17 protein-coding genes are annotated in these 14,071 nt (G+C 62.7%); 9 read left to right on the top strand and 8 right to left on the bottom strand.

Annotated features, from left to right (window positions below):
* Positions 1-61: 61 nt before the first annotated feature.
* Positions 62-991: a DUF475 domain-containing protein gene (locus tag QZ650_RS11590; RefSeq protein WP_292518908.1), complete on the bottom strand. Its 930-nt coding sequence runs from the start codon at positions 989-991 to the stop codon at positions 62-64.
* A gap of 118 nt (positions 992-1,109) precedes the next feature.
* Between QZ650_RS11590 and QZ650_RS11585 the strand changes: the two genes are divergently transcribed.
* Positions 1,110-1,562: a CBS domain-containing protein gene (locus tag QZ650_RS11585; protein ID WP_292518910.1), complete on the top strand. Its 453-nt coding sequence runs from the start codon at positions 1,110-1,112 to the stop codon at positions 1,560-1,562.
* Positions 1,563-1,612: 50 nt separating this feature from the next.
* On the opposite strand, the gene QZ650_RS11580 is transcribed toward QZ650_RS11585, so the two are convergent.
* From QZ650_RS11580 to QZ650_RS11560, 5 genes are all read right to left on the bottom strand, one after another.
* The gene (locus QZ650_RS11580; RefSeq protein WP_292518912.1) at positions 1,613-2,056 is read right to left on the bottom strand and encodes a YbhB/YbcL family Raf kinase inhibitor-like protein; all 444 of its coding nucleotides are present in this window, start codon (positions 2,054-2,056) and stop codon (positions 1,613-1,615) included.
* Positions 2,057-2,127: 71 nt separating this feature from the next.
* A complete protein-coding gene (locus QZ650_RS11575; RefSeq protein WP_292518914.1) occupies positions 2,128-2,595 on the bottom strand; it encodes a YbhB/YbcL family Raf kinase inhibitor-like protein in 468 nt (155 codons plus the stop codon).
* A 53-nt stretch (positions 2,596-2,648) separates the two neighbouring features.
* A complete protein-coding gene (locus QZ650_RS11570; protein WP_292518916.1) occupies positions 2,649-3,140 on the bottom strand; it encodes a YbhB/YbcL family Raf kinase inhibitor-like protein in 492 nt (163 codons plus the stop codon).
* Positions 3,141-3,211: 71 nt separating this feature from the next.
* Positions 3,212-3,673, bottom strand: a complete 462-nt coding sequence (locus QZ650_RS11565; RefSeq protein WP_292518918.1) for a YbhB/YbcL family Raf kinase inhibitor-like protein — start codon at positions 3,671-3,673, stop codon at positions 3,212-3,214.
* Positions 3,674-3,704: 31 nt separating this feature from the next.
* Complete coding sequence (locus tag QZ650_RS11560) at positions 3,705-4,409, bottom strand: phosphoribosyltransferase (protein WP_292518920.1); 705 nt, start codon at positions 4,407-4,409, stop codon at positions 3,705-3,707.
* 139 nt (positions 4,410-4,548) lie between these two features.
* On the opposite strand from QZ650_RS11560, the gene QZ650_RS11555 reads away from it, so the two are divergent.
* Positions 4,549-4,974 (top strand): ribonuclease HI family protein, encoded by a 426-nt coding sequence (locus QZ650_RS11555; protein ID WP_292518922.1) that lies wholly within the window; start codon positions 4,549-4,551, stop codon positions 4,972-4,974.
* A 3-nt stretch (positions 4,975-4,977) separates the two neighbouring features.
* Positions 4,978-5,415 (top strand): tRNA (N6-threonylcarbamoyladenosine(37)-N6)-methyltransferase TrmO, encoded by a 438-nt coding sequence (tsaA, locus tag QZ650_RS11550; RefSeq protein WP_292518924.1) that lies wholly within the window; start codon positions 4,978-4,980, stop codon positions 5,413-5,415.
* 6 nt (positions 5,416-5,421) lie between these two features.
* Here tsaA and QZ650_RS11545 read toward each other — a convergent pair whose 3' ends face one another.
* Positions 5,422-7,230: an aldehyde ferredoxin oxidoreductase family protein gene (locus tag QZ650_RS11545; protein WP_292518926.1), complete on the bottom strand. Its 1,809-nt coding sequence runs from the start codon at positions 7,228-7,230 to the stop codon at positions 5,422-5,424.
* Between the two features lie 157 nt (positions 7,231-7,387).
* On the opposite strand from QZ650_RS11545, the gene QZ650_RS11540 reads away from it, so the two are divergent.
* The 3 genes from QZ650_RS11540 to QZ650_RS11530 all read left to right on the top strand — a co-directional run bounded on the left by QZ650_RS11540 (position 7,388) and on the right by QZ650_RS11530 (position 9,048).
* Positions 7,388-7,693 carry a ubiquitin-like small modifier protein 1 gene (locus QZ650_RS11540; protein ID WP_292518928.1) on the top strand — a complete coding sequence of 102 codons (306 nt, stop codon included), beginning with the start codon at positions 7,388-7,390 and terminating at the stop codon, positions 7,691-7,693.
* A gap of 139 nt (positions 7,694-7,832) precedes the next feature.
* Positions 7,833-8,729 carry an Mrp/NBP35 family ATP-binding protein gene (locus QZ650_RS11535; protein WP_292518931.1) on the top strand — a complete coding sequence of 299 codons (897 nt, stop codon included), beginning with the start codon at positions 7,833-7,835 and terminating at the stop codon, positions 8,727-8,729.
* Position 8,730: 1 nt separating this feature from the next.
* Positions 8,731-9,048, top strand: a complete 318-nt coding sequence (locus tag QZ650_RS11530) for a hypothetical protein (protein ID WP_292518933.1) — start codon at positions 8,731-8,733, stop codon at positions 9,046-9,048.
* Positions 9,049-9,315: 267 nt separating this feature from the next.
* Here QZ650_RS11530 and glnA read toward each other — a convergent pair whose 3' ends face one another.
* Positions 9,316-10,644 carry a type I glutamate--ammonia ligase gene (gene glnA, locus QZ650_RS11525; RefSeq protein ID WP_292518935.1) on the bottom strand — a complete coding sequence of 443 codons (1,329 nt, stop codon included), beginning with the start codon at positions 10,642-10,644 and terminating at the stop codon, positions 9,316-9,318.
* Between the two features lie 104 nt (positions 10,645-10,748).
* Here glnA and QZ650_RS11520 point away from each other — a divergent pair, with 104 nt between their 5' ends.
* Genes QZ650_RS11520 through QZ650_RS11510 form a run of 3 tightly spaced genes read left to right on the top strand, consistent with a single transcriptional unit; the run spans position 10,749 to position 14,067 of the window.
* Entirely contained in the window at positions 10,749-11,810 is a 1,062-nt protein-coding gene (locus QZ650_RS11520; RefSeq protein WP_292518938.1) for a glutamine amidotransferase family protein, read from the top strand.
* On the top strand, positions 11,807-13,324 hold the full coding sequence (locus tag QZ650_RS11515) for a glutamate synthase-related protein (protein ID WP_292518940.1): 1,518 nt from the start codon (positions 11,807-11,809) through the stop codon (positions 13,322-13,324). The genes QZ650_RS11520 and QZ650_RS11515 overlap by 4 nt, the downstream gene beginning before the upstream one ends.
* 5 nt (positions 13,325-13,329) lie before the next feature.
* Positions 13,330-14,067, top strand: coding sequence for a hypothetical protein (locus tag QZ650_RS11510; RefSeq protein ID WP_292518943.1), 738 nt, complete (start codon positions 13,330-13,332; stop codon positions 14,065-14,067).
* Positions 14,068-14,071: the final 4 nt, after the last annotated feature.

The raw sequence follows: 14,071 nt of genomic DNA, 5'->3' as shown, positions 1-14,071 counted from the left end.
AACCTTTTCGATCGCCCGTATGATGCGCCCAATGGTGAAAAGGGAGGAGGCAAGGAGCCGGTCACGCGGCGCCCGCCGCCCCCTTCTTCTGCTCCTGCACCGAGCGGAAGAGGAAGAAGCCGACAATGGCAAATGTTGCTATCGGCGAGAGCCAGGCGGGAATATGGAACCCGAAACTGTCCGCGAGCATGATCGTCCCGAGCACCAGGATAGAGTACATCGCCCCGTTCTTGAGGTAGCAGTAACTCCGGATCCGGTCGACGCTCCGGACGGTCAGTTCCCTGACCACAAAGGCCCCGACACCGTTCCCTATCAGGATGAGGGGGACCGAGAGAGTGAAGGCAAATGCCCCGATGACACCATCGATCGAGAAGGTCGCATCAAGGACCTCGAGGTAGGCGAGTTTCGAGATGTCCGACATCCCCGACCCTTTCAACCGGGCTTCCTGCACCTCGGCGTTCTGCCTGAATCCGTGTACGATGAAGAAGATGGTGGACCCGAGCACGGCCGCAAAACCCATCATGACGTTGATCTGGAGGGCGAACCAGACTACAGCGGCAAGCAGGATCGAGGCAACGGCATAGAACCAGACGGTCTGCCGGGAGAAGAACGCCTCTGTTCGGAGGCAGCAGTTCTTCTCCTCCGCAAAGAGCCAGTGAAAGAAGAGGAGGACAAGGAACATCCCTCCGAATATCAGGAGGATCGGGGCAGACTCTTCAATCGCAGCCACGACATCCGGATCGCTTGAGAATGTCGCGAGCAGCGCGCCCATGGGCCCAAGCGACGGATTTGTCGCCCAGACGATCACCCACGGTAGGAGCCCCCGGATCACGAAGACCGCAGCGATCAGACCCCACAGAAGGAACCACCTGCGGGCTCGCTCGCTCATCGTCGCGAGGACGTCCGCATTGATGATGGCGTTATCGATGCTTGAGACCGTCTCGAAGACAATGAGGCCCGCTACAGTCAGAATAATCAGTAGCCAGTCCATTTTTGCGTAGAAGGATCTGTTCTCGATCGTATATAAGAAGAGGCCGAGCCGGTAGAGTACGAGTTACGTTCATATATCATACCCGCATGAGTCAGTCGTCGTCAAGGAGGAAAGAGATATGGGAATTGTGAAGTGCTGCCGTGAGCAGGTCGTCGCCGTCTCGCCGGACACGCCGGCGGTGGAGGTGGCGAGGGTCATGGGAGAGAAGAATGTCGGAAGCGTCGTCGTCGTCACCGGCGACAACCGGCCCGCCGGTATACTTACCGACCGCGATCTCGCGATCAGAGTCATGGCCCAGGAGAAGAATCCGGGTGAGGTCCGGGCGGGAGAGATCGTGACCCGGGACGTCATCACGTTCCAGGACAGTATGGGGATCTACGAGGCCATCCAGAAGATGACCGAGGCCGGTATCCGGAGGATGCCGGTCGTCGACGACGCCGGGAAGTTGATCGGTATCGTCACCATGGACGACATCATCCGCATGCTGGGCGATGAGATGGCTGCCATCGCAAAGAACATCGAGAAACAGAGCCCGCCCATGCAGAGACCAAGCGCCCCCATACCCATGTAAGGGGCGGCATCTCCCCATTTTTCAAGGAGGAGGCCGCGCGTCCTCTCCTGCTACCCGGTGGCGAAGACTATCACCTCCCCGGTCTGGTTCATCGACCCCTCCATCGCCCGGATCATCTCCTCCCAGGTCGCGCCGGGATCGAGCGCAAGATCGAGGTCGAGCGCGTAGACCCGGAAGAGGTACGCCTCGGTCTCCCCGGGCCCCGGACAGGGACCCCGGTAACCGATGGTGTCAAAGTCGTTCGTGCCCTGTACAGCATGGAGCGGCGACTCCACCACGCCTTCGCCGGGGAACCCTTCCGGGATCAGCGGGACGGCCGGGAGGTTCCAGAGAACCCACGCGACCCGTGAAGATCCTTCCTCGGGGCTCGTCGTCGCAAGGATCGCAAGCGACTTGATGTTCGGCAGGATCCCCTCAACCCGGATTGCGGGGGACCGGTTCGCCCCCTTACAGGTGTGGGCCGCCGGGAACTCATCGAAATCCAGTTTTACCATCAGATCAGGCATCGTACCAGGCTCCGTCGATAGCCACCTTTGGGAACCAGATATAAAAAGGGTGCGTGCGGTCACCGGGAGTACATGGCGGCGGTCTCGCCGAACCCGAGGACGTGGCCCCGCATCGCATCGATGAGATCGTGCTTGCCTGCGCCGGGGGTGAGGTCGAGCATAGCGTCGAGCCCGTAGACCTTGAAGATACAGCGGTGTGTCTCCCCCTGAGGAGGACAGGGACCGCGCCACCCGATGCTCCCGTAGTCGTTCGTCCCCTGGACGGCATTCACCGGAGCCGTCACGACACCCTGCGTGGGGATGCCCTCCGGGATCAGGGGCGACGGCAAGAGGTTCCAGATGATCCAGGTTGTAAAAGAGCACCCTGGTTCGAAGGGGTTCAGCGCAAAGACTGCCATCGATCGCATCTCATCCGTTAGACCGCGAACCCTCAGTTCGGGGGAGAGATCGGCGCCATCGCAGGTGTTCCAGATGGGAAGTTCCGCCGAACGGAGGGAGACGACCAGTTTGGCAACGCCGGGGGTCATACGGAGACTTTCGGCGCAGGACGATAAAATAGGTTGCGGGGACCCTGAGCGTCTCAGGTCCGGCGCCCGGCCGGGAGCGTGATGCCGGGGGCGGTTCTGCGCTGGTACGTCGCCATCGTCTCACCATACTCGGTGGCGGCGCTCGCGAGTGCCCCTTCAAGCCGGGTCCGGTCGGCACCCGGCGGGATATCGAGTTCCCGCTCCACGCCGTAGACCCGGATGAAGAAACGGTGCGACGCACCCTTCGGCGGGCAGGGGCCACCGTAACCGGTCCTCCGGAAGTCGTTCATCCCCTGGACCGCAGCGACCGGGTGGGAGATCCGGGGTTCCTGAGGAATGCCTTCGGGGATCTCGCCGGTCGACGGGATGTTCCAGGCAAGCCAGTGGGTGAACGTGCCCCGCGGGGCATCTATATCATCCACGATGACCGCAAGGTAAGGAGCATTTGACCCGAGAACGCGTATTTTCGGGGAGATGTCCTCACCGTCACAGGTATGCTCCGGCGGAAACTGATCGAAACCAAGTTCTATGGTCAGGTTCTGCATACTCGTTACTCTCCGGCACCCAATAGGAAGGGTCGTATATACCTGTTGCGGCGGAGGTGATGGGATCGGGCCTAGCACCGGGGCGGCCCTGCTTCAACCGTTCTTCCGTATGCCGCGAAGGCCTCGCCGTACTGCCGGATGGTGTCCCCCATGGCGCGTCCGAGAGCGACCCGATCGGCTCCCGGCGGGAGATCGAGGGGGCCGGCGAGCCCGTAGACCCGGAAGAGGTAGCGATGTGACTCTCCTCGGAGCGGGCAGGGGCCGGTGTAACCGACCTTTCCCGAGTCATTCGTCCCCTGGACTGCCTCAACCGGCTCGGAGAGGACGCTTTCAGCCGCCAGACCTTCCGGGATCAGCTCCGTGGCCGGAATATTCCAGACGATCCAGTGGGTGAACGTGCCCCATGTAGCATCGGGATCCTCCATGACGATCGCGAGATACGGCGTCTTCGCGCCGAGAATCGTGATCTCCGGAGAGGTATCGGCACCATCGCAGGTATGCTCCACCGGGAAGATGCCAAAATTCAGTATCACTGTTAAAGGCTCCATCGCCATACCCCATGCGTCAGAAGAGTCCCATATCCCGGGCCTGGATCAGCAACTCCTGGACTTCCCGGTCAGTAAGGTCGTGCCACCGCTCGTACGCCTGCGCGACCGCGAAGGTGCGGCTGGTCCTGATGTTCAAGCAGACGACGATCTCTGCCTTCCGGGCGATGAAGTTGACGGCGTGAAGAGAGCCGGTAGGGACCGCCACGATGATCTCGCGGGGCGACTCGGCCCGGGCCGCCTCGACGGTGGCGAGCATCGTGTACCCGGTTGCAAGGCCGTCGTCGATCAGGATCGCGGTCCGGCCTTCGAGCCCCGGACCCTGCTGACCGCCGGAGAACTTCTTCATACGCTCTTCCACGTTCTTTCTGGCCTTCTCGACAGCAGCGTCCACCTCGGCCTCCGAGAGGTCGAGCCCGGCCATGAGGGCACGGTTCAGGAAGACCTGCCCGTCCCAGGTCACGGCGCCGAACCCGGCTTCCGGGTTCCAGGGTACCTGCACCTTCCGGACCACCGCCATCCGGAGCGGCGCCTTCAAGGCCCGTACCACCTCAAGCCCCGGCGGCACCCCCCCGGCAGGGATGGCACAGACCACCGGTTCGGTGATCGTCTCGAGCGTTGAGAGGGTCGCTGCAAGGTGTCTTCCGGCATCGGTCCGATCCTCAAAGACACCCAGTCGGTCCCGCAACGCTTCATCCTCAATGATCCTGCCCGCGTCCAGCATACGCTCGCCTTTACTGCACCGGGATATTAACATCTTCCGGTGGGCGGTCCCGTCGAGCGGGAGAACGATATCAATAACATCCTAAAGATTGATGATCACGGCAGATGGTGCGGATAAAATGCGACCGGGAGGAGCATCCGTGACGACAGCAGATACCGTGAGGCTGTACACAGACGGTGCATCACGGGGAAACCCCGGAGACGCCGCCTGGGCATACGTGATCGTGCGGGACGGCTCCGTTGTGGCCGGTCGATCGGAGTATATCGGGAAGGCGACAAACAACGTGGCCGAGTACCACGCCGTCATCAACGGTCTTACCGCTGCCCGCGAGTTCACTCAGGGCAGGCTTATCGTCCGGTCGGACTCGGAACTCGTCGTCCGCCAGCTCACCGGCAGGTACCGCATCACCAAAGAGCACCTTGCAGCCCTTGCGGGCGAGGTGCGGCGGCTGGCCGGCGCCTTCACGGATGTCAGGTTCGAGAGCGTTCCCAGGGAACATCCCTGCATCCAGGTCGCGGACCGTCTCTGCAACGAGACGCTTGATGCGGAACGGCAGAGGAGATAGAGTATGACTGCGATCGAGTGCATCCCCATCGGCGTCGTCCGATCGCCCTACCAGGTCCGGGGCGACGCCCCCCGCCAGGGACGGTTGGCAGATACCGTCGCCGAGATCCACATCCTCGACGCGTATCTCCCCGGGCTTGAGGATATAGAGCGGAGCAGCCATCTCATCGTGCTCTACTGGCTTGACCGGGCGGAGCGGGGGCTGCTCCATGCAACGCCACCCGGCGAGACCCGGGAGAGAGGGGTCTTCTCGACCCGCTCACCCGCCCGGCCGAACCCGATCGGGCTCGGGATCGTCGACCTTGTCCGGCGTGAGGGGGGTGTCCTGGTCGTCTGTGGGCTCGACGCCCTGGACGGCACCCCGGTGCTCGACATCAAACCCTACTCACCCGAGATCGACTGCATCCCCGAAGCGACGGGCGGCTGGCATATCAAAAAGTAGGCGGGATCAGGGAACCGGAACCGCCACCGCTTCTTTCTGCTCGATGCCGAGTTCGCGGAGTTTCTCCGCCGTAGGGCGCCCTTCGCGGTCCCATCCCCGGATATCGTAGTATTCGTCAAGGAGCGGCTCGCGCTCCCAGACACGGCCTTTCGGGGCGCCTTCGGTGAGCGGTTCGTGGAGGAGGCGCGGCGGCAGGGTATCGTCCTCCCGGGTGCACCCGGCTCTCAGGTTGAAGACCCTCTGCATGTTCCAGATCCGCTCGCCGGTCCGGAGCACCTCACCCGCATCGATATCGTAGCCGGTGACCGCCGAGACCATGGCCCCGTAATCCGCCGCCCCGAGCGGGAATGAGGTGAAGAGGCAGCTCCCCGACGAGTCGATGAACGCAGTGAGGTCCTGGAACGTCTTCGTCCAGGCCGCCTTCCCGTCGCTCGAGTAGGGATCAAGTTTCTCCGGCGACCCGAGCACTTCCGGGGCGATCAGGTAGGCGTAGACATGGTCGCCGCCCCGGACCGATGTCGCGTAGGCAAGGCCGTGCCCCTGCAGCCCCCGGGGGTCGTAGGCAGGAAGTTCCTGCCGCTTGACGCTCATGGAGAGGTCGGGGTGGCCGTGCCTTCTCGCGAATCGGAAGGAGCCTTCCGCAAGTTCGTCGCCGATGCCGTCGCGATAGCCGATCCGGCGGACGAGGTCGACCATCCGGTCCACGTCGCCGAACCGGATCTCTTCATCGATGTAGCCCTTCTCCGAGAGTTCCATGGCGCAGGCGATCGTCGACCCGGCGGAGATCGTGTCGATACCGAGGTCGTTACAGAGGTTGTTCGCCTCCACGACGGCCGCAAGGTTGTCGATCCCGCAGTCAGGGCCGAACGCCCAGATCGTCTCGTACTCCGGGCCCGCCGTCCGCTTTCCTTCGACCTCGACGTCGCGGCCGCACTGGATGACGCAGGCCTGGCACCCCATCTTCCCGGAGAGGATGGTATCGGCCATCCGCTCGCCCGAGACGTTCTCCGCGGCGGGGAAGTGTGCGGTCTGGAAGTTCCGGGTCGGGAGGATGTAGTTCTCGTTGATGATGTTCACGAGGACCGCCGTCCCGAACCGGGGCAGCCCGCCGCCCGATATGGCGTTCTCCCGGATCTTTCCGGCGATCTCTTTCTTCAGGGCGGCGAACCGGGCGGCGTCGGCAACGGTGATCCGGCCGGCCCCCCGGGCGGCAACCGCTTTGAGGTTCTTCGATCCCATCACGGCGCCGACGCCCCCGCGGCCGGCGGCCCTGGAGTTCTCGTTGATTATGGCGGCGATCCGGGTCAGCCGCTCGCCGGCGGGACCGATGCAGGCGACGCTCGCACCGGGATCACCGAGGTCCGCCTGTAAGGCCGAGGAGGTCTCGCTCGTCGTCATCCCCACGAGATCCGAGGCGTCCCGAAGTTCCGCACGTCCGTCGTCGAGGACGAGGGAGACCGGCCGCTCCGCCCGACCCCGGATCACGACCGCATCAAACCCCGCCCGTTTCATGCTGGTGCCGAACTTCCCGCCGGAGTTCGCGCTGGTCAGTGTCCCGGTCAGCGGGGACTTTGTGATGACGTCGTACCGGGACCCGAGCGGCAGGCCGCTTCCCGCGACCGGCCCGGTGGCAAAGATCAGCACATTCTCCGCACCAAGAGGATCGATGCCGGGGTTTACCATATCCTGAAAGATACGGACCCCGAGCCCCCTGCCTCCGATATACTTCCGTCTCCATCCTTCGGGAAACGGCTCTTCCACCATCCGTTCACGCGCAAGGTCGACGTGAAGGATCTTCTCTGCGTAGCCGTTCATGCATGACCACCATCCCCACAGGCCCCGCCCGGAGTTAATAAGGCTGCCGACGACGACAAACATCCAATTAACTTTAGAATAAAGGAAATCACATCAGATCCAACTACCCCCGGAGCGATACCAATAAGGCCGGGCACCCCCATCACCCGGCTATCGGATGAACTGCGCGGAGAGTGATGGCTGTATACGGGTGAGGATCAGGGCGTTTGCCATGCTCCGTGATACCCTCCCGGCGGAGCACGATGCAGAGGTCCTGGAAGGATCGACCGTCGGTGACCTCCTCAACCTCCTCGCCGCCCGGCACCCGGGGCTCGGCGACGCCCTCTTCACCCCTGCCGGGGAGATCAGAGCATACGTCAATATCTTAAAGAACGGCAGGAACATCCACTTCAGCGGGGGCCTTGCAACGCCCCTCAACGACGGCGACACCGTCGCCCTCTTTCCTCCCGCCGCCGGGGGATAATCCCGTACCCGAAACAGCGGTCCCGGGCAGAACAGGATTATTTGCCATCATCTATACCTTTTTGTGGCTTTTTACCGTTAATATATAGTAGCTTTAGATCCTTCTCTAGAAGGATACTATACCGCAGAGGATACTTCCTATGACTCAGACAAACGAACCCAATAAGGAAACCTGTGCCGGGAACTGTGCCAGCTGTCCATCAGCGACCGGGTGCAGCGACCAGAGAAACACGGGCGCCCCGAAAGATCTCCCGCCGAAAGCCAATATCAGCGTAAAGCATGTCGTTCTCGTCCTCTCTGGAAAAGGCGGGGTCGGCAAGAGTACGGTCTCGACGAACCTCGCCTATGCCCTCGCGAACCGCGGGTATAACACGGGGCTCATCGACCTCGACATCCACGGCCCGGACATCCCGAAGATGCTCGGCGTCGAGGACGCCCGTCTCCAGTCCTACGACGGGAAGATCATCGAACCGGTCAGGATCACCGGCAACCTTGCGGTCATCTCCATGGCGTTTCTGCTCCCGGAGCGCAACACTCCCGTTATCTGGCGCGGGCCGATGAAGATGACGGTCATCCGGCAGTTCCTGGAAGACGTCAACTGGGGCGACCTCGACTACCTGGTCGTCGACCTCCCGCCCGGCACCGGGGATGAGGCTCTCACTGTCGCCCAGCTCGCCCCGAACATCGCCGGAGCGGTCATCGTCACCACCCCGCAGGACGTTGCAATCCTCGATTCGAGCAAAGCGGCTGAGTTCGTGAAGAAACTCGAACTCCGGGTCCTCGGGATCGTGGAGAACATGAGCGGATTCGTCTGCCCCCACTGCAAGGAGGAGATCGATGTCTTCGGCAGGGGCGGTGGAGAGAAAGAGGCAAAGGAACTCGGTGTGCCATTCCTCGGCGCCATTCCGCTCGATCCCGAGATGCGAAGGGCCGCGGACGAAGGGCGGCCCTTCATCATCCGCCGTGCTGAGGACAACCCGACCCGGAAGAGTTTCGATGCCATCATGGAAGCCCTTGTGAAAGAGATCGAGGGGTAATATGGAGTACTCACGGATTCTTGCCGGACAGGAGGAACCCCTCACGATATTCTCGAAGGTCGTCGAGGCGCTTGAGAACTTCGAGGAGTTTCCCTTCCTGCTCGAGCCCGTCTACCGTGAGGCTTCGGGACTCGGGGACGAAGACCTCGACCGTCTCCGGTTCGGCCTCGTCCGCCTGCAGGTTTACGCCGACATCCACCGTTACGAGGATATGGAGAAGGCCCAGCGGATGAAGTACGTGGCCTCCGTCCTCGAACGGATGCTCTTCGGGAGGCTCCTCCTCGAGGGAGAAGAGGCCGGCGACAAGCAGTGCTGCTGAGGCCGGCCGGTTCATAAGAGACCATCGATCCCCTTTTTTGCAGCCCGCGTATCGGAAGACCAGCCGCATCTACCCGGAACGCTGCACTACACTGACTTCGCGTGAGCCTCCGCCATCCTCCATCCATCATCAACTCACGCGAAGTGCGACGTTCCACGAGACGACCGTCTGCAGGACGGGAACCCGAAAAGGATGACATTCTTCGAGAACACGAAGCCGAATGCCTGAAAAGGGATAACGGGGGCCGAACCAGCTCAAAAAATGGGGTTAGTATGTCGCGAGGTAGCGCTCGAGTTCCCAGGGGTGGACCACCGTCCGGTAAGCGTCCCACTCGGCGTTCGTGACGTTCGTGAGCGCCTCGACGACATGGGGCCCGAACGCCCTGCAGATGAGATCGTCGGCAAGCAGGGCCTGGTGCGCCTCGTAAAGGTCGCCGGGCAGTGTCGTGATCCCGGCGCAGTCCCGCTCGGCGGCCGTCATATGGTAGATATTCTTATCGACGCCGACCGGCGGCTCGATCTTCTGGCGGACGCCTTCCATCCCGGCGGCGAGCATCGCGGCGAAGGCGAGGTAGGGGTTGCAGGTCGGGTCGGGGCTGCGGAACTCGACCCGGGTGCTGTTGCCGCGGGGCGCCGGGACCCGGACGAGCGTCGACCGGTTGCTCGCGCTCCAGCTGACGTAACAGGGCGCTTCGTAGCCGGGGACGAGCCGTTTGTAGGAGTTGATCGTCGGGTTCGCGACCCGGGTGATGGCCCGGGCGTGACGGAGGAGCCCCCCGATGAAGTGCATGCAGGTCTCTGAGAGTTGCAGGGGGGCTTCGGGATCGTAGAAGGCGTTTTTGCCGTCTTTTGCAAGCGAGCAGTTGGTATGCATCCCGCTCCCGCAGATCCCGTAGATCGGTTTTGCCATGAAGGACGCGTGCAGGCCGCGCATCAGCGCCATCGTCTTGACCGCGAACTTGAACGTGATGACGCTGTCCGCCGTGTGGAGCGCATCGCTGTACTTGAAGTCAATCTCGTGCTGGCTCTCGGCGACCTCATGGTGGGACGCCTCGATCTCGAACCCCATCTCCGTGAGGGCGAGGATGATCTCGCGCCGGACATCCTCGGCAAGGTCGGTCGGCGCAAGGTCGAAGTAGCCGCCGACGTCCTGGAACTGCGTGGTCGGTTTGCCGTCAAGCATCTTGAAGAGGAAGAACTCCAGTTCCGGTCCGGTGTTGAAGACGTAGCCGTCCTTCGCCGCATCCTCCATCGCGCGCCGGAGCACGTAGCGCGGGTCGCCCTCGAACGGTTTGCCGTTGGCCTTGTAGACATCGCATACGAAGCGCGCCTCGGCGTACTCCTGAACCCGCCAGGGCAGGAGGGTGTAGGTGGAGAGGTCGGGTTTGAGCACCATATCGGACTCTTCGATCCGGACGAACCCCTCGATCGACGACCCGTCAAACCCGATACCACCGGTCAGTGCCTTCTCTGCCTGTTTCACCGGGATGGCGACGTTTTTTGGCATGCCAAGAAGGTCGGTGAACTGCAGACGAAGGAATTTGACATTATCCTTTTCGATGCGCTCGAGCATCGCGGAAGTGGCATCACGGGACATGTGGAAGTCTACTTCTATCCGATTAAATAAATACCTATTGACACAAATATACCCAGGCAGAGTTCTAAGCAACAGCAACTGAACGTTAAATCACCGAGGTTACCATGTGCGGCATATTTGGTGTAATGGATAAGAGGCGTCAGATGATGGACGGTTCCGGAATCCGGGACGCCCTCTCCATAATGAACGAGCGCGGTAGCGGTGAGGGAGCGGGGTATGTTGCCTACGGCATTTACCCTGACTACCAGAACTGCTATGCGCTCCATGTCCTTCTCGACAATCCCGGCAAGAGCAAAGCGGTTGTCGACGCAACACTGGAGCAGTGGGGAGCGATCGAGCATGAAGAGGCGATCCCCACCTGCGATCAGCCGAACCTCCGAACAACCTGCACCCCCTGGCGCTACTTCTTCAAGCCCGACGCCACTCTCGCTCCGGGAAGCACGTCGCCGGAGAAGGATATCATCACGAACCTCGTGATGCAGATTAATGCGGCACAGAACGGTGCCGAGGTCATCTCGTCCGGCAAGAACGTCGGCGTCTTCAAGGCCGGAGGATCCGGCGCATGGCCCGAGGATGTGGCGAACTACTACCGGATACAGGACTACGAGGGCTACATCTGGCTCGCCCACAACCGCTACGCGACGGCGAGCCCGGAGAAGTGGGAGCGGCCTGACCCGTTCAACCTGCACGACTGGAGTGTCGTGGAGAACGGGAAGATCACTACCTACGGGGCCAACCGGCGCTACATCGAGAGCTTCGGCTACACCTGCTCGATGTCCACCGACAGCGAGGTCATCACCTACTTAATCGACCTGCTGGTGCGGAAGCACGGGCTTGACATCAACCTCGCCATCCGGGCACTCGCCCCACCCTACTGGGATGAGATCGACCGGATGCCAGAAGCCGAGCAGAAACTGAACCGCGCTCTCCGGTTCGCCTACGGCTCTGCGACGATGAACGGACCGTTCACCATCGTGGCCGCGAACCCCGACATGATGGTCGGGTTCACCGACCGGGGCAAACTCCGGCCGATGGTCGTCGGCGAGTGCGACGACCGCCTCTATATCGCAAGCGAAGAGGTGGCGATCCGTGCCATGGAACCGAAGGTCGAGTCGATCACGCGGCCGGCTGCAGGAGAGCCGGTGATCGGGAGGGTTGCCCCATGAGCAGCAACTTCGGCAGCATGCCGCTCCGGTACCGGATCAGCATCGACCGCAAGCAGTGCATGGAGTGCGGGCGGTGCATCGATAACTGTTCCTACGGTGTCTTCCGGCGGGACGGCGACAGGATCCTGATCAACTCCCGGAAGTGCACCGCCTGCCACCGGTGCCTCACCTACTGCCCCCGGGACGCCATCATGCTCGAAGAGCAGCCCTGCGACTACCGGAGCCACCCGGTCTGGACCCGGGCGGTCAGGGAGTCGATCTACAACCAGTCCCGGACGGGGAAGATCATCCTCGCCGGCATGGGCAGCGTCTCGAACCTCCCGATCATCTTCGACCACCTGATGCTGGACGCCTGCCAGGTCACGACGCCCCCGACCGACCCGCTCCGCGAGCCCGTCGAGCTCCGGACCTACCTCGGCAAGAAGCCCTCCAGGCTCGACTTCAAGCAGAAGGCAAACGGGGACGTTGAGCTCTCCACGGAACTCGCCCCGAACCTCATGGTCGAGACGCCGATCCTCCTCGGTCACATGAGTTTCGGTGCAATCAGCCTCAACGCCCACATCTCCATGGCCCGCGCGGCACAGGAGACCGGCACCTACATGGGTACCGGGGAGGGCGGACTGCATCCCGGCCTCTATCCCTACCAGGACCGGATGATCGTCCAGATCGCTTCCGGGCGGTTCGGTGTGAACATCGACTACCTTGAACGCGGCGCGGCCATCGAACTCAAACTTGGCCAGGGCGCGAAGCCCGGCATCGGCGGACACCTCCCCGGCGAGAAGGTGAGCGCGGATGTCTCAAAGACGAGGATGATCCCGGAGGGGAGCGACGCGATCAGCCCCGCACCGCACCACGACATCTACGGTATCGAGGACCTTCCCCAGCTCGTCCGGTCCGTCAGGGAAGCGACGGGCGGGAAGAAGCCGATCTTCGCAAAGATCGCGGCCGTCAACAACAACGCCGAGAACGTGGTGGCCGTCGCCCGTTCCGGTGTGGACGCCATCGCCATCGACGGGTTCCGGGGCGGCACCGGCGCGGCGCCGCGGGTCTTCCGCGACCACGTCGGCATCCCGATCGAGGTCGCCATCGCGACCGCCGACAAGGAGCTCCGCAAGCAGGGGCTCAGAAACGAGGTCTCCCTGATTGCCTGCGGCAGCATCCGCGAGAGCGCAGACGTCATGAAGTCGATCGCCCTCGGCGCCGACGCGGTCTACATCGCGACCGCGGCGCTCGCAGCGATGGGCTGCCGCGTCTGCGGAAACTGTTACCAGGGCCTCTGCCCCTGGGGAATCGCCACCCAGCGCCAGGATCTCGTGGACCGCCTGAACCCCGATGTGGCATCAAAGCAGGTGGCAAACCTGATCCACGCATGGACGCTCGAGATCACCGAACTGATGGGTGCGGCCGGCATCAACAGCATCGAGAGCCTGCGCGGCAACCGCGACCGGCTCCGGGGCTACATGCTGGATGAGGGCCTCCTCAATATCCTCGACGTGAAATCGGTGGGAGCGTGAGCAGAATGGCAAAGAAAGTCACGATCGATGCGAAAGGGGTGCACTACACCCCCTTAAACCAGCAGGTCCGGAAGGCTATTGCGGACGGCGCCGGCGAGATCGTCATCAATAACGTCCTCGGGCAGCGGTTCATCGGCAACGGCCTGCGGGGCGACGCCACGATCCGCGTCAACGGCGTCGCGGGCGGCGACCTTGCGATGTTCATGAGCGGACCGACCGTCATTGTCCACGGCAACGCAGAACACGCGCCCGGGAACACGATGGATAGCGGGAAGGTAGTTATCCACGGCAGCGCCGGGGATGCGGTGGCGCACAGCATGCGGGGCGGCAAGGTCTTCGTCCGCGGAGACATCGGCTACCGCGGCGGGATTCACATGAAGCAGTACCAGGCACAGCGCCCCATACTGGTCGTCGGAGGGTCGGCGCAGACGTTCCTCGGCGAGTACATGGCAGGCGGCCTCTTGATCGTCCTCGGTCTTGACGGGGTCATGAAGGCCCGCGAGATCGGGAGCGGGATCCACGGCGGGGAGATCGTCATCCGCGGGGATGTGGATGACGCCTGCCTCGCTTCCGGGGCAAAGAAGGTGCCGCTCACCGATGAGGACAGGGCACGGATCGTCCCGGTGCTCCGGGAGTTTGCGGACGACTTCGGGCTTGATGCGGAACCGCTCGTAAAGGCGAACTACACCCGGATTGTCCCTGCAAGCGCAAGGCCCTTTGCCGGGAAATATACGTGGGAGTGATAGG

The organism is Methanoculleus sp., assembly GCF_020696975.1.
In the GTDB taxonomy this organism is placed as follows: Archaea; Halobacteriota; Methanomicrobia; order Methanomicrobiales; family Methanoculleaceae; genus Methanoculleus.
This window is presented reverse-complemented; position numbering and strand designations above follow the sequence as displayed.